Origin of the sequence: Nostoc sp. XA010 (genome assembly GCF_020829625.1) — a bacterium.
In the GTDB taxonomy this organism is placed as follows: Bacteria; Cyanobacteriota; Cyanobacteriia; order Cyanobacteriales; family Nostocaceae; genus Nostoc.
Map to the genome: position 1 here is coordinate 265,937 of NZ_JAIVFX010000002.1, position 20,959 is coordinate 286,895.

Sequence of the window (20,959 nt, forward strand, 5' to 3'; positions counted from 1 at the left end):
AAGTAGCTAAATACGGTTTACGAAGTTAGAACAATGAACGCACTAACTTTACAGTGGCACGATGCAGACCAAGATAAAACTCAGAACATTTACGAACAACAGCCAAGTAAAAATCTTGGCACTGTCCGCATCGGTCGTGATCCACTCCGGTGCGATATTGTTCTGAGTCACCCTACTGTCTCTGGCTTACACGTTGAAATATTTTTTCATCACCAGCAACAACGCTTTTATATTAGGAATTTGCGATCGCAAAATCCCCCCCTTATCGATGGACGGCAATTAGTCCAAGGTGAAATGCCTATAACTCAGGGCACTAGTATCACTTTGGGACAAATAAAACTCAACGTTACTAGCGTTTCCACAGGTAGCATTCCAGCAACAATTTTGCTGCCACCACATCCACCAGTAAATATTGGACATCACCAGTATTCACTAACACCCCTTGCACCACCGCCAGGAGTTTATGGCTTAGAATGCCCCAAATGTCACAAAGTTTCCTCAGGAGAAAATCTACAAATTGGCTGTCATTGGTGTGGAACGTCTTTAGCTGCGGCGGTGAGTGTGTTGGTAGCACCGGGTAGTTGAGAAGGAGGGCAGGGGAGGCAGGGGGAGCAGGGGAAGAATTAAATGACAAATGACCGATGACTAATGACTAATGAACAAATCCAATTGAGTTGGGACGATCCAGCAACGGGTGAACGGCGAGAACCAAGGTTGAGTATGCCGATCGCTTTTGGTCGAGAATTCGCTCGTTTACCTGCTGAACTTAGGGGAGTACGGGTTTCTCGAATGCTGCTTAACAGTAACGAAGTTTCTCGCTACCATGCCCTAATTGACTGGGAACAAAACCATCTAGTAGTGATTGACCAAGGCAGCGTTAACGGTGTGTATGTCAACGGTCAACCACAAACGCGCAGTGTTCTGGCTAATGGCGATACGTTGCAAATTGGCCCCTATGCGATCACGGTGACATTTGCTGCTAACGTACCCGCACCAGATACTAGCCCTCCTTCAACAATTCATTTCAACGCAAATACCAATCTTCCAGACCCCAGCTTGCCTGTAGCCCAGCCGCTAACGCCCTTGACGAGTAATTTCCCGCCGCTAGCGTTTCAGGCACAAAAAGTCGCTGTGCAAGCACTTCATGCTACAGGACTGCCAGTAGATGAATCTGATTATCTAGCGATCGGGGCAGGACTGGGTAGCTTTGTGTGGGCTGATTTGCTGCGAATTAGTGGTGTACGTCCTGACAAAATTGTGGCTTTGGGATTAGAGGGAGAACCTTACGCTCGTTACAAGCGCCTGTGTTTGAATTCGCAAATTCCTTTATATGAAAGACTGCGTTCTAATTCTGACTCTTGTCCTGATAATATTTGGGGCTGGCCTAGTTATGCCTTGCGTGAGGCTTGGCACGATTGCACCAAGGGACAGATGAAATCAGCATTCAAATATTTGTGGCAAGTGTTTGCTGAACCAACATTTGCAGAAACTTATACTCCTCGTGCAGGAAATGTCTTTGATTCCATAGATAGGGAGGCGAAGCGCATTGGCTGGAATCAAATTTATCGTTATGGGCGAGTTAGGGGAATTCGCAAAACTGATGATGGCAGATATTGCGTAGCCTATTCTCGCGCCCCAGGAAATTATGCTTTTTTAGTTAGTCGTTATTTACATTTAGCAACTGGGTATCCAGCAATTCAGTTTCTCCCAGATTTGCAAGCTTATAGAGAAAAATATCAAGATTTTAAATCTGTCGTCAATGCTTATGAAGCTCACGATCATGTTTATGAGCAACTAGAGCAACAAGGTGGTACGGTATTGATTCGGGGGCGGGGAATTGTGGCTTCGCGGATTTTTCAGCGCATTTATGAAGCCAGAAAACGAAATCAGAATATTTCAGTTTTGCACTTGATGCGATCGCCAAAACCTCAAGGCAACAAATTTCAAAATACCCAGCGCCTAGTCAAAAATCATTACGAATTTCAACCCTTTAACTGGCCAAAAGCCTGTTGGGGCGGCGAACTCCGGGTAATGTTAGAAAAAGCAACTCCCGATGAACGCAAACGTTTACTAGCAGACTGGGGTGGAACTACCACCGCCGACCGCCAAGACTGGCAGCAAATTACTGCCCAAGGGTTAAGCGAAGGCTGGTATCAAATTACCTTCGGTGAGGTTTTGGATGTAGAACGAGATGCCCAAAACCGGACTATTACTCGTATCCGAGAACAAAGCTTTGGGGAAATGAAATTGCTAGCTGACTTTATTGTTGATGCTACTGGACTGGATGCCAAGGTAGATGCTAATCCCCTAATAGCAGATTTGGTGAAACATTACAATCTCCCAGTGAATCACTTGGGGCGATTGACTGTAGCGAACAATTTTGAACTAGTAGAAATGCGTAGTAATAGAGGTCAAATGTATGCTGCTGGGGCTATAACTTTAGGTGGCTCTTATGCAGCAGTTGATAGTTTTTTGGGTTTGCAGTACGCTGCATTAGTCGCCGTTGATGGACTCGCCGCCGCCCGTGCGCCTGGAGTGCATCGTTTGAATACTATAAGTTCCTTTAGGCAGTGGTTGAAGTGGGTGTTAAATCAGTCACCTTAGTTTAAGAAAGCAGGGGGCAGGAGGAATACAGTATTTATCTAGCTGTTTTGAGTACCAAACACCAAGCTTGAAGTTCAAAGGTTCAACGCTGATGCTCAGAGGTTCAACGCTGATGCTCAGAGGTTCAACGCTGATGCTCAAAGGTTCAACGCTGATGCTCAGAGGTTCAACGATGATGCTCAGAGGTTCAACGATGAAGTTCAAAGGTTCAACGATGAAGTTCAAAGGTTCAACGATGAAGTTCAAAGGTTCAACGATGAAGTTCAGAGGTTCAACGATGAAGTTCAGAGGTTCAACGCTGATGCTCAGAGGTTCAACGATGAAGTTCAAAGGTTCAACGATGAAGTTCAAAGGTTCAACGATGAAGTTCAAAGGTTCAACGATGATATTCAGAGGTTCAACGCTGATGCTCAGAGGGTCAAGTGGCCATGTCTACGACGGGCTACGCCTACGCATAACTCTTGTATTCTGATATGGTGAGTTAAATCGGCGGTTAAAAACCAATACAGTTTAGTTAACGCCAAAAACCTTAAGCTGCGTAGGTTGGATTGAGGAACGAAACCCAACATTTCCGGGGCTTTGTTGGGTTGCGCTTTGCTTAACCCAACCTACAATTCTTTCTACTTCCTTTTTTCCCTAGTTGGGCTTACCATCACAGACACTAAAGTTTTAACTAAACCCGTAATCGCCACAATCACAGAAGCAATTCCCCCAATCGACAATGAAGTTAAAATTGCCGCCGCCAGAATAATTTCAGTAGGGCTGTATCCATCTCGCATCCAAGTAGATGGATTCTCTACCGATGTTGGCGAGGCGGGGATTAATTGCGAAGTTTGGGTGGTTTGATTGGAGTTGGCTGGAGTTGTTAAGGCAGTTTTCATGGCTTGAATCTCTTTTAAATGTTTCTATGCAAATGATATTTGTGCCAGGAGAAGAAGAGATTCCATAGAAATAGAGACAAAGTAGACAGAAGGTAGAAATTAAGTAGAATCGAGAAGAAATCTCACAAGCTGTCTATGCAATGGGTTGATTTTCTAGCCAATGAAGCTGCTACTAATAGCTTATCCCCAGAGCAAACGGCAGCTTTTGTAGAGCGTTTGAAGACTGAAAACTCAGGTAAGAGTGAGGCAAAACTTGCCAGCGAGTTAAACATCGGTGCGGCTGCTTTCAAAAAGCGGATGACTGAGGTTTATGACAAATTCGCCCAGAGTTATCCTGAGTTAGCCAATTCTGAAAGCCGGGGTAAGCTAGAAAAGTTACGGGCTTGCCTGACAAGGAAATATAATGGCGGGCAAGATGCCCAACCCACAATTAAAGAAATTCATCAAAATATTCCTCCTGCTGTCCCATTTGAAAAATTTGTGGGACGTGAGGCGGAACTACAAAACCTGCACCAGCAATTACAAACATCTCGGCAAGTTGCAATTGTCGCTGTGGCGGGTATGGGTGGAGTAGGCAAAACTGAACTCGCTACCCAATATGCCAAACAGCACTTGCAGAATTATCAAGGTGGGGTTTGCTGGTTATCTGCACAAGGAATAGATGTCGGAATTCAGATTCTCAGATTTGCTGAACTGAAATTTAAACTCATTGCACCGGACGATTGGGAATTAGCAGATAGGCTGAGATACTGCTGGCAAAATTGGCAACAAGGTGAAGTACTGCTGGTGTTTGATAATGTCACCGACTACAAAACACAGGTTCAGCCTTATCTACCCCCACAATCACCCCGGTTTAAAGTATTGCTGACAACGCGCTTAGGGTTTGATAGAACTTTGCCGCAATTATCTTTGGGTGTTCTCAAACCATTGGCGGCGATGAAATTATTAAAATCGCTGGTTGACAAAGAACGACTGAAAAGCGAACCTTGGGTTGCGAGAAAAATTTGTAAATTCTTGGGATATTTGCCTTTGGCGTTAGAGTTAGTGGGGCGATATCTGGATACAATGCCAGATTTGTCTCTGGAGACACTGCTGAAGCGGTTAGAGAAAAAGCGACTCGAACATGAAGCAATAGCCGAGGCTAACTCATTGATGCGTTATGAATACGGCGTTGCTGAAGCCTTTGCATTGAGTTGGGAACAGTTGGATGAGAAAGCACAAGGTGTTGGCTGTTGGCTGAGTTTGTATGCTTTAGCTGATATTCCTTTTTCTGTTGAGGCGATAGAAGATGACGATGAACAAGAATTCAGGGAGAAAGCTATAGCTGAGTTGCGAAAACTGCATTTAATACAATGGCAAAGTAAAGGAATTTATCGTCTACATCCACTGATTCGGCAATTTTTCCAAATGAAGTTGGATGAGTCAAGTAATGCAGATGAGGTGAAAACTGCTTTTGCGGCGCAGATGGTAGAGGTGGCAAAGCAAATTCCTCCACAGCCTAACCGTGAAGATATTTTAAACCTCACTCCACATATCCCCCATCTTGCAGAAGTTGCAACCTACTTATCCCAATATCTCAGCGACGAGGATTTAATTTGGCCTTTCACAGGCTTAGGCTGGTTTTATCAAGGTCAAGGACTTTATCAGCAAGCAGAACCTTGGTACAAACTATGTCTAAAGGTAGCTGAAAATCGCCTTGGTTTAGAACATCCCGATGTCGCCACTAGCCTGAACAATCTGGCAGCACTCTACGGTTATACAGGACGTTATAGCGAAGCCGAACCCTTGTATCAGCGAGCTTTGGAACTGAGAAAATACTTACTGAGAGACAACCATCCTCATATCGCCACTAGCCTAAACAATCTCGCAGGACTCTACAAATCTACGGGACGCTACAGTGAAGCTGAACCCCTGTTTCAGCAAGCTTTGGCACTGAGAAAACGCTTACTGGGAGACAACCACTCCGATGTCGCCACAAGCCTGAACAATCTCGCAGGACTCTACCAATCTACACAACGCTACAGTGAAGCTGAAGTTCTGTATCAGCAAGCTTTATCACTAAGAAAATGCTTACTGGGAGACAACCATTCCGATGTCGCCACAAGCCTGAACAATCTCGCAGTACTCTATTATTCTACAGGACGCCACAGCGAAGCCGAACCCCTTTATCAGCAAGCTTTGGCACTGAGAAAACGCTTACTGGGAGACAAGCATCCCGATGTTGCCAATAGCTTGAACAATCTCGCAATACTCTATTATTCTACAGGACGCTACAGCGAAGCCGAACCCTTGCTTGAGCAGGCTTTGGCACTGAGAAAACGCTTACTGGGAGAGAAACATCCTGATGTCGCCGATAGCCTGAATAATCTTGCAGCACTCTACAAATTGATAAGACGCTACAGTGAAGCCGAACCATTATTTCAACAAGCTTTGGTAATTTGTGAACATACTTTAGGTGTAGGTCATCCCGATACAATAAGGGTTCGGGGAAATTATGCAATATTTTTAAGAGAAGCATATTCCTAACGATTGCCTCCGGCACGCTAGGCGAACGCACCCTTTCAAAAAATCACATCAAATGGATGCCACACAACAGTTGTAGTTAAAATTTTAGCAGCAATCGCCCATCACTTCTAACTTCAAACAGCGATCGCTCCCTCTTAATTTCTTCCTCGGTGTCCTCTGCGCCTCTGCGGTTCGATTCTCATGCCCCCACATATCCAAAGTACAGTAAAGAATAGAGCGTAGGCGTAGCCCGTCGTAGACATCGCTAGCTGTTTCGAGGTTCAAAGGCTTAATATTAGCGCTCTTGACTCTAAGCAGAAGAATACTCTCTAATAAACTGAGGATAAATTTATGCGAACAGTACCAATCCAATTACCAGAAACAGTATTTTCAGCACTTCGTAAAAATCCTGAAGAATTCATCCAAGAAATGCGAATTGCCGCCGCAGTTAAATGGTATGAATTAGGTGACATATCACAAGCCAAAGCAAGAGAAATTGCTGGGCTAACTCGTGCTGAATTTATTAATGCCTTATCACGCTATCAAGTAGATTTTATGCAATCTACAGCCCAAGAGTTAGCCCAGGAACTGGCAAATGTCGATTAATTGTGTAATTATTAACTCTTCACCTTTGATTGTTCTTCTCAAAAGTCAGCAAGCAAAATTACTTCCACAATTATTTACAGAAATTTTAGTTCCATTAGGTGTTTTTGAAGAAGTCACAACAAAAGATGATGTGGCATCAACACAATTACCCAATATTTCTTGGATACAAACAGTAGAAGTTAATACTATTGATCCTGTTGTAGCAGCTTGGGATTTAGGAAAAGGAGAATCCCAAGTATTGAGTTTGGCACTAAAAAATTCAGACTGTGCCGTTATTGTTGACGATAGGGCAGCACGGCGTTGTGCTCAAGCTTTAGGTATTACTACTATCAGAACAGGAGGCTTGCTGATATTAGCAAAAAGACGTGGACTAATCCCAAGCATATCTCCTGGAATTCAAGCTTTGCGTGACGCTGGTTTGTGGTTATCCGATACTTTGGTCAATTTGCTTAAACAACAAGCAGGGGAATAGCGATCGCTTACAAATTATAACCTCAAATGGCGATGTTTCCGGTAAGCTTTCCTACGGAACTCTGCGCGAACGCTGCTCATTCTTAATCTCTTTCTCCGTGTCCTCTGCGCCTCTGCGGTTCGATTCTCATGCTAATTAACAACGTGCCCAAGCGTAGCCCGTCATAAACATTGCATAGCCATTTTAAGTACAAAACTCGAAATTTGAGATTCAAAGGCTCAAATGGCGATGTCTAACCGCAAGCACTGCTTTTAAATGTTTCTATGCAAATGGTATTTTTACCCCAAAGAGAGGAGATTTCCAAATGAAGACAAAGTAGAATTAAAAATAAATATCACAAGCTGTTTATGCAATGGGCTAATTTTCTAGCCAAAGAAGCTGCTACTCATAGCTTATCTCTAGAGCAAACAGCAGCTTTTTTAAAGTATTTTAATAATGATAATTTAGGTAAAAGTGAAGCTAAACTTATCAGCGAATTAAACGTTGATGTTGCTGCTTTCAGAAAGTGGATGGGTGAGATATATGAAAAGTTCGCTCAGAGTTATCCTGAGTTAGCTATTTCTAACAATTGGGACAAACTAGAAACCTTACAAGCTTACCTGAGGGCGAAATATAATAGCAAATTGGATGTCCTCAAACCATCGGCGGCGATGAAATTATTAAAAACGCTGGTGATTCGGGAAAGACTGCAACAAGAACCTTGGGTTGCGAGAAGAATTTGTAAATTTTTAGGATATTTGCCTTTAGCGCTAGAGTTAGTAGGGCGATATCTGGATAAAATGCCAGATTTGTCTCTGGAAACACTGCTGAAGCGGCTAGAGAAAAAACGAGTGGAACATGAATCAGTAGTCAATGCTAGCTCATTGATGTCTTATGAATACGGTGTAGCTGAAGCTTTTGAATTAAGTTGGGAACAGTTGGATGAAAATGCACAAAGCTTTGGCTGTTTGCTAAGTTTGTGTGCCTTAGCTGACATTCCCTTATCTCTTGAGACGATAGAAGATAACAAAAAACAACAGCTTTGGCAGAAAGCCATAGCCGATTTACTAGAATTGCATTTACTACAACAGAAAAGTAAAGGAATTTATTGTCTAAATCCCCTCATTCGGCAACTTTTTAAAATGAAGTTGGATAAGTCAAATGAGGCGGATGAAGCAAAAACTAAGTTTGCAGGGATGATGTTAGAGGTAGCAAAGCTAATTCCGCAACAGCCCAACCCTGAAGATATTCTCAACCTCACTCCACATATCCCGCACATTATAGAAGTTGCAACCCACATATCCCAGTATGTAGGCGATGAAAATCTAATCACTCTGTTTACCAAATTGTCATGGTTTTATCAAGGACAAGGACTTTATCAGCAAGCAGAATATTGGTTGCAACAGTGTGTAGAACTGACTCAAAATCGTCTTGGTTTAGAACATACCGATGTCGCTGCTAGTTTGAACAATTTAGCAGGATTTTACAAATCTACAGGACGCTATAGGGAAGCTGAAACTTTGTATCAGCAAGCTTTAGAACTGAGCAAACGCCTGCTGGGAGACAACCATGTTGATGTCGCCGCTAGCCTAAATAATTTAGCACAACTTTATGATTCTATAGGACGTTACAGCGAAGCCGAACCTCTATATCAACAAGCTTTAAAACTGAGAAAACGCCTGCTGGGAGAAGAACATACCGATGTCGCCACTACCCTAAGCTATTTAGCATTACTCTATGAATCCATAGGACGCTATAACCAAGCCGAACCTTTGTATCAGCAAGCTTTGAAACTGTGGAAACGCCTAGTGGGAGAAGAACATCCCCATGTCGCTACTACCTTGAACAATTTAGGAGCATTGTACTGTTACACAGGACGCTACAGCAAAGCTGAACCCTTGCTTAAAAAAGCTTTAGAACTGAGAAAACGCTTGCTGGGAGAGAACCATCTTGATGTCGCTACTAGCCTGAATAATTTAGCACAACTCTACGAATCTACAGAACGTTACAGCAAAGCCGAACCCTTGTATCAAGAAGCTTTAGAAGTGAGTAAAGGCTTGCTGGGAGATAATCATCCTGATGTCGCCATTAGTCTGAACAATCTCGCAGCACTCTACCGTAATATAAGACGCTACAGAAAAGCCAAACCCTTATTTGAGCAAGCTTTAAAAATTTGTGAACAAACTTTAGGTGTAAGTCATCCTACTACTATGACGATTCGGGCAAATTATGCCAGCTTTTTAAGAGAAGCATATCACTAGCGATCGCAAGGCGGAAGTCAAAAGTCAAAAGTCAAAAGTATTATGGAATAATCTCTTTAGGGATTCTAAATGGTTGCTCTATTTACGCCGTGTCGTACTAGCGATCGCTTGGCCTAATTCGTAATTCGTAATTAGTTAAAATCTATCCCCCTCTCCCCCAGCGAAGAAGGGGATAAATTTTACTTACATCCTAAAGACTGGCGAGTATCTACACCAGTTTTAGAATTAACACCACTTGCCTTAATACAAAGTTTTTTCACTTGCGTTCCATCTAAAATTGCATTCGTAAAATCAGCACCTGTGACATTTACATCATCAAAAATAGAACGCAGCATCATTGCATCAGTCAATACAGCATCACTTAAATCAGCATCCTTAAACTTTGTTAGATAGGCTATGCCTTCACTAAAATCAGCACCATGCAGATTTACTCCCTCCAGCAGAGTACCGTTAAACACGACACCACGTAAGTCAGCACTGCTAAAATTAGCATTCTCTAATTTGAGATTGGTAAACTCAGTACCAACTAAACTTTGACCAGAGTAATCCTTGCCCTTGAGTTCATCGTTACCCACAGAACGGGTAATACTGGAAGAACTTGCAGCTTGTGCCGATAGGGGAAACCAAAAAAGAACCATCGCTAAGACAAAGCTAGCTAACAGTCGCCAATATTTCATAACGTCTTCTTAATAAATCTCAACACTTGCACCATTAACTATTAAAGCTTATGGAAGGATTCAATACATAAGACTGTCAAACCAGAAAGCATCTCGTAGGATTATAGATGTTGAGGTGCGATCGCAAAATTACCTGTGGCTAATCAAGAAGACAACGCCCAATCTCTGGCGCGAACCCCTTTATATAAACTGGGTTTAGAACTTAAAGCACGCTTTACCAGCTTTGGCGGTTGGGAAATGCCTGTGCAATTTAGTGGCATTAGCCGCGAACACGAGGCTGTAAGAAATACAGCCGGAATGTTCGATATTTCCCACATGGGGAAATTTACCCTCCAAGGTAAAAACCTAATTTCCCAACTCCAGCCTCTAGTGCCTTCAGACTTGAGTCGATTGCAACGCGGTCAAGCACAATACACCGTATTGTTAAATCCCCAAGCCGGAATTATTGACGATATCATTATTTATTACCAAGGTGAAGACACCATTGGTATACAGAAGGCATTCATCATCGTTAATGCAGCAACCTCTGCCAAAGATAAAGTATGGCTATTGCAACACCTTGACTTGGATAAAGTGCAATTCCAAGACCTTTCACCAGATAAAGCCTTAATTGCCGTGCAAGGGCCAAAAGCAATTAAATACCTTCAGCCCTTAGTGCAAGAAGACTTACAAGCAATCAAAGCCTTCGGACATTTAGAAGCAACCCTACTAGGTAAACCTGCTTTCCTGGCCCGCACAGGTTACACCGGAGAAGATGGCTTTGAGGTGATGGTAGACCCGGATGTGGCGGTAGAATTATGGTTAAGTCTCCATAATGCTGGTGTTATCCCCTGTGGACTCGGTGCTAGAGACACTCTACGGCTAGAAGCGGCGATGGCACTTTACGGACAAGATATCGATGACACCACCACACCTTTAGAAGCAGGTTTGGGGTGGCTAGTTCATTTAGATACCAAAGGCGAATTTATTGGTCGGGAAATTTTAGCACAGCAAAAAGCCACTGGAGTGCAGCGCCGATTAGTGGGTTTGCAAACCCAAGGACGCAACATTGCCCGTCACGGCTATCAAGTGTTATCAGCAGGTAAAGTTGTGGGAGAAATTTCCAGTGGCACTCTGTCGCCTACACTTGGTTATCCCATTGCCTTAGCTTACGTTCCTACCCAACTAGCAACAATCGGTCAACAGCTAGAAGTCGAAATTCGCGGCAAAGCTTACCCAGGAGTTGTAGTTAAACGTCCCTTTTATCGGTCAAAAAATCGTGTCGCCAACTGATAAGCGTCGAGGTTTTTGAGGAATAATGTGTTGTGAGTTAGTCAATCTACAGTAAGGTTCATTACCAGATATGACTTGGATGACTGTTGGGACAATAATTTTTTTGATAAGGGAGAGGAAGTGATATGTCTTTTGAATATCCTCAAGATTTCAGATACCTAGATTCTCATGAATACGTGCGAATAGATGGTGAAATTGCCACCATTGGTATTACTGAATTTGCTGTACATGAATTGGGCGATATCGTCTTTTTAGAACTGCCAGAAATTGGCGACGCTCTTACTAGGGGAGAAAACTTTGGCACAATCGAATCAGTGAAAGCTGTGGAAGAACTGAATTCACCAGTGACAGGCACAGTTATAGAACGCAATGAAGCTTTAATTAATTCTCCTGAAGACGTGTCAGAAGACCCTTACGGGGAAGGGTGGTTTTTGAAAGTGCGCGTCAATGACCCTGATGAAGTTGAGGATGCCTTGACCGCAGATGAGTATCGCGCACAAGTAGAAGGGGAGTAGGGAGTAAGGGGGCAGGGGGAAAAACTGCAAATTCTTCTCCCCAATTCTCCCCGCTCCCTGCTCCCTTGCCTCTTTTCTCTGCCGTGGAATGAATGGGGGAACATGGGTTTGAGTCTCCACTTCGCAAGCGTAGTTTTTGTGCAAGTGGGGTTGAATCCTCATTCTTTTCTATCCCCCTTGCTCCCTGCTCCCTGCGCCCTGCCTCTTTCCACTCCACCCGAAGATAAGTCATGAAATTTAAATGAATTGAAAAGTTACACCTACTTCTCATGAGTATTTATTGCAAAATATTAAATAGTACCATCTGGAGAGTAATTTGTGGTATTGAACGCCCCTATTCTCAAGTCTAATGAGCAACAAGTGCTGAACGAAAAAAGTCAAAAGTTAAGTAGTTTTGTGCCAAGACACATTGGCCCTAACTCCGACGATATCCAGCAAATGCTTAAGGTTTTGGGGTTTCCCAGCCTGGATGCCTTAATCAACCAAACAGTCCCACAGGCAATTCGGCTGAAGCAACCGTTAAAGTTACCAGAAGCCAAAAGTGAGTATACAGCACTGACATCATTAAAAAAAGTTGCTGCCAAAAATCAGGTTTTCCGTTCATATATCGGTATGGGATATTACGACAGTATTACCCCACCTGTGATTGGGCGTAATATCCTAGAAAACCCCGGTTGGTACACTGCCTACACTCCTTATCAGCCAGAAATTGCCCAAGGGCGACTAGAAGCGCTGCTAAATTTCCAAACCCTGATTATCGACTTAACAGGTTTGGAAATCGCCAATGCTTCCTTACTTGATGAAGCCACAGCCGCAGCTGAAGCAATGAGCCTAAGCTATGGTGTTTGTAAAAATCAGGCAAATGCCTATTTCGTTTCTGGTGATTGTCATCCCCAAACTATCGACGTGTTGCAAACACGCGCTAAACCATTAGGGATTAAGATTATTGTTGGCGATCATCAAACATTTGATTTTGATCAACCAATTTTTGGGGCTGTTCTACAATACCCCGCTAGTGATGGCACCATTTACGACTACCGCGCTTTTATAGAAAAAGCCCATGCTAAAGGTGCATTGGTGACGGTAGCAGCAGATCCTTTAAGTTTAACTTTGTTGACCCCTCCTGGGGAATTTGGCGCTGATATTGCTGTAGGCAGTACCCAGCGCTTTGGTATTCCCTTGGGGTTTGGGGGACCTCACGCGGCATACTTTGCTACGAAGGAAGAGTATAAGCGGCTGGTTCCGGGGCGAATTGTGGGAGTATCAAAAGATGCTCAAGGTAAGCCTGCATTGCGTCTCGCTTTGCAAACCCGCGAACAGCACATCCGCCGCGAAAAAGCTACTAGTAATATTTGTACTGCACAGGTGCTATTAGCGGTAATGGCGAGTATGTACGCTGTTTATCATGGCCCAGATGGACTGAAGCAAATTGCGGAAAATATCCACTCCTTAACAGTGTTGCTGGCACAAGGACTTAAGCGTTTGGGTTACAGCGTTGTTTCCGAATCTTTCTTTGATACGCTGCGAGTAGAACTGGGAACACACAATTTAAAAAATATTCTGACAACTGCTGAACAGCTTCAAATTAACCTGCGGGTTTTTGATGCAACTGCTGTTGGTATCTCGCTGGATGAAACTACTACACCAGAAGACTTAATTGACCTTTGGCATATTTTCGCTGGTACAGATGATTTACCTTTTACCCTAGAAGAATTAACTTCTCTCTCTCTTCCTTATCTCTCCCTTTGCCGTACAAGTAGATATCTCACTCACCCGGTTTTTAACCGCTATCATTCAGAAACTGAGTTGTTGCGCTATCTGCACAAGCTTGAAAGCAAGGACTTGTCGTTAACAACATCGATGATTCCTTTGGGGTCATGCACAATGAAGTTGAATGCGACTGCTGAGATGATTCCGGTAACTTGGGAGGAATTTGGCAAGATTCATCCATTTGCCCCCTTGTCGCAAACGCAAGGTTATCAAATTCTGTTTGAGCAACTTGAGGCATGGTTAGCTGAAATTACCGGGTTTGCTGGTATTTCTCTACAACCAAATGCTGGTTCTCAGGGTGAGTATGCAGGACTTTTAGTAATTCGCCAATATCACGAAAGTCGGGGTGAAGCACACCGTAATGTTTGTTTGATTCCCACTTCGGCACATGGGACAAACCCAGCAAGTGCGGTGATGTGCGGAATGAAGGTGGTGGCAGTTGCCTGTGACTTACAAGGTAATATTGACGTTGATGACCTGAAGGCTAAGGCAGAAAAACACAGCAATGAACTAGCCGCCTTAATGGTGACATATCCCTCAACTCACGGGGTTTTTGAGGAGCCAATTCAGGAAATCTGCGCTGTTGTCCATAGTCACGGTGGACAAGTTTACATGGATGGGGCAAATATGAATGCCCAAGTGGGAATTTGCCGTCCTGGAGATATTGGCGCGGATGTCTGCCATTTAAATTTGCACAAAACCTTCTGTATTCCTCATGGTGGGGGTGGTCCTGGTATGGGGCCTATTGGGGTAGCCTCTCATCTCGTGCCTTTTCTCCCCGGACACCCTGTGGTAAGAACCGGGGGCTGGGGACTAGGGACTAGGAAAGAAGAAATTCCCAATCCCCAATCCCCAATCCCCAGTACCCAGCATATTGGTGCTGTGGCGGCTGCACCTTGGGGTAGTGCTAGTATCTTGGTGATTTCTTGGATGTACATCGCCATGATGGGTGCAGATGGTTTAACCGAAGCAACTAAGGTGGCGATTCTCAATGCTAACTACATCGCTAAGAGACTGGAATCGTACTATCCGGTTTTGTATCAGGGGAAAAATGGTCTAGTTGCCCATGAATGTATTTTAGATTTGCGATCGCTCAAAAAATCAGCTGCGATCGAAATTGATGATGTTGCCAAGCGTCTCATAGATTACGGTTTCCATGCGCCGACTGTCTCTTGGCCTGTAGGGGGTACAATCATGGTAGAACCTACAGAAAGTGAATCTAAGCAAGAGTTGGATCGTTTCTGTGATGCGTTGATTTCTATTCGTCAAGAAATCGCCGAAATAGAAGTTGGCAAGGTGGATGTTCAAGATAATGTTTTGAAGAACGCACCCCACACTGCCGAAAGTCTTATCACCAGCGAATGGCATCATCCTTATTCTCGTGAACAAGCTGCCTACCCTGCACCTTGGACTCGTGAGTATAAATTCTGGCCGGCTGTTGGTCGCATTGATGCAGCCTTTGGTGACAGGAATTTTGTTTGTTCTTGTCTGCCAATGGATGCTTACTAAAATCAAGTGAGGAGTTAGGAGTAGAGACGCGATTAATCGCGTCTGTACAGTTAGGAGTTAGGAGTTTTAATTCCTAACTCTTCTAACTCTTCTCGTAAAGATAAAGGCTGATACCCTAATGCGAATGCTTTGGAACTATCCAACGAAACATCTGCTGGTCTAGGCGCTACCAATTTCACATCTTGTTGACGGCACGATTTAAGCTTGGTAGCGGGAAGTTGAAATACCTCAACTAATATTTTTCCAAAATCATAACGTGAAATCCGCTCTTTTCCACCTAAGTGAATGATGCCGTTAACTTTTTCTAATGCTAATAAAAGTCCTTTGGCGGCAGTTGTTGCACTTACTGGGGTGCGAAATTCATCAATAAATAAATTCAGTTCTTTTTCTGCTTGTAAAGTTTGAATAAATGGCTGAATAAAGCTTTTTGCTGTGGGTGTTTCTGCACCAAACATTAACGGCATCCGACACACTGCTGTCATGGGATATCTTTCTAGCATACCTGCTTCTGCCATGACTTTTTGCTCACCGTAAAGATTGACAGGGCACACGGCATCTGTTTCTTGATAGGGGGCATTTAAGCCATCAAAAACTAAGTCGGTTGAGGTAAAAGCACAAGGAATAGAATTATCCGCGCAAAGTCCAGCAATATTGCAGGATGCGATGACGTTAATTGCCTGCGATTCTTTGGGGTTAGTTTGACAAAAATTTGGTTGCGAATGTGCAGCAGTATGAATAACTGCTTCTGGTTCGACATCATTAAATATACGTTTCACTTCCTGAAAATTTGTTAAGTTCGCTTTTAACATTTTTATGCCAGGAATGTCTAAAGGATGGGATAAATAAGTGCCATAAATCTCCCATTCTTGTTTTGCAAGCTGGCAAAGATGCCATCCTAAAAAACCACTTGCTCCGGTGATTAACAATTTTTTCATGTTTAATCGTAAACCGCTCAAGAAAAAATCCTTGCTACAGCAGGCTTATATTCTACACTGAGTGGTAGTGATAAAATACTATTGTAGTAATTCCTGAAACTGTTTTTCACTACGCACTTTGCTAAAGTCTGGGTCAGTTTTTGCTAATTTCTTGTATTTATCAGGAACAAACTGGATTGCTTTATCTAGGTTCTCAATTGCTAATTCGAGATTGCTTTGTAAAGCATAAGAGCAAGCTTTGTTGTAATATGCTTGGTGCAAATCTTGCTTAATAGCGATCGCTCTATTATAAGACGCGATCGCATCTTGGTAGCGGTGTAGTTTTGTCAGAGCAATGCCTCGGTTAATTAAGGCTTCATATTTGTCGGGTTGAATGGCGATCGCTTTGTCGTAAGATGCAATAGCGTCTTGGTAGCGTTGCAACGATGTTAAGGCGATGCCACGATTATACCAGGCTTCATATTTGTCGGGTTGGATGGCGATCGCTTTGTTGTAGGATGCGATCGCATCTTCGTAACGTTGCAACGATGTTAAGGCTATGCCACGGTTAATCCAAGCTTCAGGACTTTTAACTTTGATGGCGATCGCTTTGTCATAAGCTTTTATTGCATCTTCGTAACGTTGTCCATCTAATAAATTATTACCTTGATGAAAGAAATCTTCTACTTTCTGGGTAGCCTTCGCTTCTATGAAAAGCTGGGTTACATTACTTTCTTGCACAACTTGTGTAGTATTTTCTGTTGATGAGTTTGCCCCACCACTACAGCCAAATGCAAAGAAAACTATCAAGCTAGATGCAACGAAGCAGCGCCGAAAAACCATGCTGTACCTACAGAATTTGGAGAATAATGTGAAACTTTGTTCGTTTTTTGAGTATTATCAAAATACACTACTTTTTAACCATTCATTTACTTATATTTTGACAAATATTTTTGCTGATAATGCATAGATTATCATTAAAATCAAGCGTATATTACATTACCATACTAAATACACATAAAGCAATTATTTAGGAAATATTTCAGTCAAAAACGATAATTTGTGTTGCTATAGCAATCCATGCAGGAGTTAGGAACGAAAAGATCCCCGACTTCTTCAAGAAGTCGGGGATCTAAGCCTTTCGGTGTAAAGCGAATCAAATAGGATTGCTATATTTACGTTGCATAGGCGTAGACCGTTGTAGACATCGCACTTGTGTGGTATTATTAATAAGGGTGCGATCGTATTAGTACACCACAGCGTAAATCAAGCTACCATCTCAATTAAGAAGACTTGGGGCTTAAGCTTAAATTGCCACTAAGATAAGCGTTTCAAATTATCTTAGTCCCATTGAATCCGGAGACTTTCTTAAGACTTTAACTTTAATATAAACAGATTTTTACATAACATTTACTTTATTGAAGTTTAATTTAAATTCAGTTTTGATGCAGTGGCTAATAAGAGTAGTTCCATTCCACGAAGCCTTTAATCTTAAGATGAGTTATATAAAAATTTATAACTGATTTTCAGAATTTCTTGAACTAAGTATAATATGTAATTAATTCGTCCTAATGAATGAAGTTAGGTAAAACTGGGCGTTACTTTGCGCTCCTCTGTATTTAAAAACGTAACGATATTACGCACGCAAAGCTGCACTAAGACTAAATTTCAAATAAGAGCATTGTTGCAAATAGCATTTAAAGGATTGTAACTATGAAAAGCTTTTTTGCATTAGCACTAACCCTATCAGCGCTTCCTATATCTATTTCCGGGTCAATTAATCCTGCGATCACATAATCAACTCCTGTTGAACCGACTGTTTCAATACGAGCATTTAATTTTCCTAATTTCTATGTTCGTCATCGCAATTTCCTTGGCGAAATTAGTTCCCTTTCAAGTTCTCTCGACAGAGCAGACGCAAGATTTACAGTCAGGTCGGGGTTAGCGTCTTCTAACTGTGTTTCATTTGAATCTTCAAATTTTCCAGGATACTACTTAAGACATCAGTCTTCTAGAATTAGATTAAATCTTAATGACAATACTAATCTATTCAAAGATGATGCAACCTTTTGTATAAAACCAGGTCTAGCAAGTTCAACAAACGTTTCTTTTAGGTCATATAATTTTCCTACTTACTATATGCGTCACAGAAACGGCGAACTATATATTGACCCGTACAGCACTAATAGTTTGTTTTTAAACGATGCCACTTTTATACTAGTAGCACCGTTCATTCCCTAGCTAGAGTAGCTATAGATGTAGGGAATAGCAGCATCCTCAGCTAGTAATTGTGGTAAATATCCCCTCAAAGCATACATTTGTTTTTAAATTTTGCAAAAACAGATGTATGCTTTGGTGATAATATACTTTGTCTGTGCAACGCTTAATTAATTCCAAACACCGACTCGACAGTTGACTTAATCGAATCTCTTGCATCCTTCAAAGTTTGACTAATGGGGTGCTTTGCCTGCAAAAATACACGCGCACAATTGCGTCCCGGCATTCCCGAAATCGAACCACCTGGATGAGTCCCTGCACCAGTCAAAAATAGATTTTCAATTGGCGTTTTGTAATTGGCTATTTCTGGTAATGGGCGGAAAAATATCATTTGATCTAAGGTCATGTCAACATGATAATAATTCCCTTTGTATGCACCTAATCTTTCTCCTAGTTCTGCTGGACTTTCTACACGACGGGCGATAGTTGCATTCTTGACATTTGGTGCATAATCTGCCAACTTATCAACCACTTTATCTGCAACTTTGTTTTTCAATTCATCTGTCCAACCAGTACCTTTTAAACCAGTGCCTTCTGCACCAGCAATTTGATAAGGGGCAAAAAACTCAATCCATACAGTGTGCTTACCTGGTGGCGCTAATGTGGGATCTAAATAGCTAGGCATCACCACATACATTGATGGGTCAGAATCAGGGATCTCTCCCAAGGTGCATTTACTGTGAGCCTGTTCTACATGAGCCACAGAATCGGCAATCAAGATAGAACCAATGAGATATTCGTCTTTGTGGTCGTGGTATGGAAAGCGTAGTGGTTCGTCTAAAGCTAAGTCTATCTTGAGGATAGTTTCGTTATTGTTAACGATGCGGCGTTCTAATCTTTCCCATAAGTTAGGATCGGCTCCATCGATATCGCTTTTATCAGTCATTTGTAAAAATAACCGCTTGGCATCAATATTAGAAATGACGCCGTATTTAGCTCGATATTCGGTGTTACCAGCTACTCGCACACCAACAGCTTTTCCATCATCAATTAAAACTTTTTCAACATGCTGATCTGTGAGAATAACGCCACCTTTACTTGTGACTAAATTCACTAAAGCTTTCACAAGTGCGCCAGTTCCGCCGCGTGGTCTGGCCATTCCAGGGTTGTGGCGCATCGCCATCATAATTGCACCAATGGCAAGAGTTTTTTGCGATGGCGGCGCACCAAGTTCTGCTGCAAGTCTTGCTAATGGTGCTTTTAGAAATTCCTCATCAAACCACTCGTTAAGCAAATCCTCAGCGCTGGTTAACATGGTGCGAATAAAGTCCAGCGTTTTGTTTGGAGAACCAATCATCGAAAATAAATCTTTTAATTTTTTGATATCGTAGTTGCCAACGATATCTATAATGGATTTGGGTGGCGCATTAAACATAGGAACCATTGCACCGATCGCACGTTGCCAATAATCTACAAATTCTGCGTATTTTTTAGCATCACGTTCACTATAACGAGCGATTTCTGCACAAGTTTTTTCCAGCGATTTATGTGCTAAGAAATACTTACCATCAGGATGAGGACAGAAAGCAACTGGATCACACTCCAGATAATGCAAGCCGTATTTTTCTAGTTCTAATTCTTCAACAACTGGCCCCAAGTGAATAAATTCATGGTCAATAGCACACAAGTTAAATTTAAATCCAGGAGCCTCTTGTGGTAAACATTCTTCAGTTGTTGCTGCACCACCTGGAACAGAACGCTTTTCCAGTAACAGGACGCTATAACCAGCTTTTAACAAGTAAGCTGCACAAACTAACCCATTGTGTCCAGCACCGATTAGCACAACATCATACTCTTGCATAGTTGAAATTTAGAAATAAGTAGGTTTTAAAAGCTTAGAAAACTTTTAATAAATTTGCATCACTCCCTAGTTACAAAAATTATCTTTAACTAATGCTAATACTACTAAGGAGATAGTACAGTTAAGGATGATGGTATTTGCTTTACTTGAGTTTCTACCAGAAGTATTAAACTACCAATTTCTACTTTTATATCTTTAATAGAAAACGCTATATCTTCCCATTTTAAGTATGGTAGACTCATTAATTCTTTAACTTTGTGCATTAATGCTGTAACTAGTTCTACTGAAATACCCTCTCCCTCAGTACAGTTAAAACTTTCCAGCATCGCGGGTTGTGAATTAGTCCGTGGGCGAACGATCGCAGTGTAAGCTAAAGGGCGAGTATTTCCCATTTCTTTTAATAGCACCTTTCCCCTACATTCTATTTTGCCATCACCAGGTAAAAATACCTGAATTTTTTGCGGCTCAAAACTTACAATTTCACCATCTACATCCAACTCCAAGTTTTGCATCTGGCTGCGAATTAAGTCTGAGGTCAAGGCGTGGTTAATGTCTACTTCTGTAACTATAATGCGAGCTATGGCATTTACTGGCTCATTAAATTCTATTTGACCAAAAATAGCGCTAAAGGGATTAATGGCAATACTTTCTGTTTGCAATTTTATTTCCTGTACCCGAATGCCTTCTTTAATCACTAATCCTTGGCCTGTAACCGAAACTCCATCCGCTTGTCCCTGAACTATTTTAAATAAATCACTTTGTACATTGATGTCTATTTTTTCTACTTCATCTAACCCTTGGGATACCATCATTTCAGCGCCCTGAGATAGAATTTTTTCTTCTAAGTTATGTTCGTCTTGCATGAGTTAGTATCTCCTAAATATTCTCTTAATACTTACTGTAAAGGCTAGATAGT

18 protein-coding genes are annotated in these 20,959 nt (G+C 42.1%); 10 read left to right on the plus strand and 8 right to left on the minus strand.

The annotated features are described in order from the left end of the window. The first annotated feature begins 33 nt into the window (after positions 1-33). Positions 34-585 (plus strand): FHA domain-containing protein, encoded by a 552-nt coding sequence (locus LC608_RS04095; RefSeq protein WP_229552307.1) that lies wholly within the window; start codon positions 34-36, stop codon positions 583-585. Between the two features lie 63 nt (positions 586-648). Beyond that, complete coding sequence (locus LC608_RS04100; protein ID WP_229552308.1) at positions 649-2,604, plus strand: FHA domain-containing protein; 1,956 nt, start codon at positions 649-651, stop codon at positions 2,602-2,604. Here LC608_RS04100 and LC608_RS04105 read toward each other — a convergent pair. Next, positions 2,596-2,976 (minus strand): hypothetical protein, encoded by a 381-nt coding sequence (locus LC608_RS04105; protein WP_229552309.1) that lies wholly within the window; start codon positions 2,974-2,976, stop codon positions 2,596-2,598. The genes LC608_RS04100 and LC608_RS04105 overlap by 9 nt on opposite strands. Positions 2,977-3,224: 248 nt before the next feature. Further along, a complete protein-coding gene (locus tag LC608_RS04110) occupies positions 3,225-3,485 on the minus strand; it encodes a hypothetical protein (protein ID WP_229552310.1) in 261 nt (86 codons plus the stop codon). A gap of 135 nt (positions 3,486-3,620) precedes the next feature. Here LC608_RS04110 and LC608_RS04115 point away from each other — a divergent pair, with 135 nt between their 5' ends. Next, on the plus strand, positions 3,621-6,011 hold the full coding sequence (locus LC608_RS04115; RefSeq protein ID WP_229552311.1) for a tetratricopeptide repeat protein: 2,391 nt from the start codon (positions 3,621-3,623) through the stop codon (positions 6,009-6,011). An 84-nt stretch (positions 6,012-6,095) separates the two neighbouring features. Here LC608_RS04115 and LC608_RS04120 read toward each other — a convergent pair whose 3' ends face one another. Next, a complete protein-coding gene (locus LC608_RS04120; protein ID WP_229552312.1) occupies positions 6,096-6,275 on the minus strand; it encodes a hypothetical protein in 180 nt (59 codons plus the stop codon). Positions 6,276-6,341: 66 nt separating this feature from the next. Here LC608_RS04120 and LC608_RS04125 point away from each other — a divergent pair, with 66 nt between their 5' ends. The 3 genes from LC608_RS04125 to LC608_RS04135 all read left to right on the plus strand — a co-directional run bounded on the left by LC608_RS04125 (position 6,342) and on the right by LC608_RS04135 (position 9,308). Next, a complete protein-coding gene (locus tag LC608_RS04125; RefSeq protein ID WP_229552313.1) occupies positions 6,342-6,596 on the plus strand; it encodes a UPF0175 family protein in 255 nt (84 codons plus the stop codon). Then, positions 6,586-7,068, plus strand: coding sequence for a DUF3368 domain-containing protein (locus LC608_RS04130; protein ID WP_229552314.1), 483 nt, complete (start codon positions 6,586-6,588; stop codon positions 7,066-7,068). The genes LC608_RS04125 and LC608_RS04130 overlap by 11 nt, the downstream gene beginning before the upstream one ends. Positions 7,069-7,415: 347 nt before the next feature. Further along, a complete protein-coding gene (locus tag LC608_RS04135) occupies positions 7,416-9,308 on the plus strand; it encodes a tetratricopeptide repeat protein (RefSeq protein ID WP_229552315.1) in 1,893 nt (630 codons plus the stop codon). Positions 9,309-9,487: 179 nt separating this feature from the next. On the opposite strand, the gene LC608_RS04140 is transcribed toward LC608_RS04135, so the two are convergent. After that, a complete protein-coding gene (locus LC608_RS04140; RefSeq protein ID WP_229552316.1) occupies positions 9,488-9,985 on the minus strand; it encodes a pentapeptide repeat-containing protein in 498 nt (165 codons plus the stop codon). A gap of 135 nt (positions 9,986-10,120) precedes the next feature. Here LC608_RS04140 and gcvT point away from each other — a divergent pair, with 135 nt between their 5' ends. From gcvT to gcvP, 3 genes are all read left to right on the plus strand, one after another. Continuing rightward, a complete protein-coding gene (gene gcvT / locus LC608_RS04145) occupies positions 10,121-11,257 on the plus strand; it encodes a glycine cleavage system aminomethyltransferase GcvT (RefSeq protein ID WP_229552317.1) in 1,137 nt (378 codons plus the stop codon). 125 nt (positions 11,258-11,382) lie between these two features. Continuing rightward, positions 11,383-11,772 (plus strand): glycine cleavage system protein GcvH, encoded by a 390-nt coding sequence (gcvH, locus tag LC608_RS04150; RefSeq protein ID WP_100899443.1) that lies wholly within the window; start codon positions 11,383-11,385, stop codon positions 11,770-11,772. Between the two features lie 318 nt (positions 11,773-12,090). After that, positions 12,091-15,051 (plus strand): aminomethyl-transferring glycine dehydrogenase, encoded by a 2,961-nt coding sequence (gene gcvP / locus LC608_RS04155; RefSeq protein ID WP_229552318.1) that lies wholly within the window; start codon positions 12,091-12,093, stop codon positions 15,049-15,051. Between the two features lie 50 nt (positions 15,052-15,101). On the opposite strand, the gene LC608_RS04160 is transcribed toward gcvP, so the two are convergent. Beyond that, on the minus strand, positions 15,102-15,986 hold the full coding sequence (locus LC608_RS04160; RefSeq protein WP_229552319.1) for an NAD(P)-dependent oxidoreductase: 885 nt from the start codon (positions 15,984-15,986) through the stop codon (positions 15,102-15,104). 78 nt (positions 15,987-16,064) lie between these two features. Further along, complete coding sequence (locus LC608_RS04165) at positions 16,065-16,808, minus strand: tetratricopeptide repeat protein (RefSeq protein WP_229552320.1); 744 nt, start codon at positions 16,806-16,808, stop codon at positions 16,065-16,067. A gap of 981 nt (positions 16,809-17,789) precedes the next feature. On the opposite strand from LC608_RS04165, the gene LC608_RS37460 reads away from it, so the two are divergent. Further along, positions 17,790-18,206: an AbfB domain-containing protein gene (locus tag LC608_RS37460; RefSeq protein ID WP_374108373.1), complete on the plus strand. Its 417-nt coding sequence runs from the start codon at positions 17,790-17,792 to the stop codon at positions 18,204-18,206. A 142-nt stretch (positions 18,207-18,348) separates the two neighbouring features. On the opposite strand, the gene crtO is transcribed toward LC608_RS37460, so the two are convergent. After that, positions 18,349-20,043 carry a beta-carotene ketolase CrtO gene (crtO, locus tag LC608_RS04170; protein ID WP_229552321.1) on the minus strand — a complete coding sequence of 565 codons (1,695 nt, stop codon included), beginning with the start codon at positions 20,041-20,043 and terminating at the stop codon, positions 18,349-18,351. A 104-nt stretch (positions 20,044-20,147) separates the two neighbouring features. Beyond that, a complete protein-coding gene (locus LC608_RS04175) occupies positions 20,148-20,906 on the minus strand; it encodes a DUF2993 domain-containing protein (protein WP_229552322.1) in 759 nt (252 codons plus the stop codon). Positions 20,907-20,959: the final 53 nt, after the last annotated feature.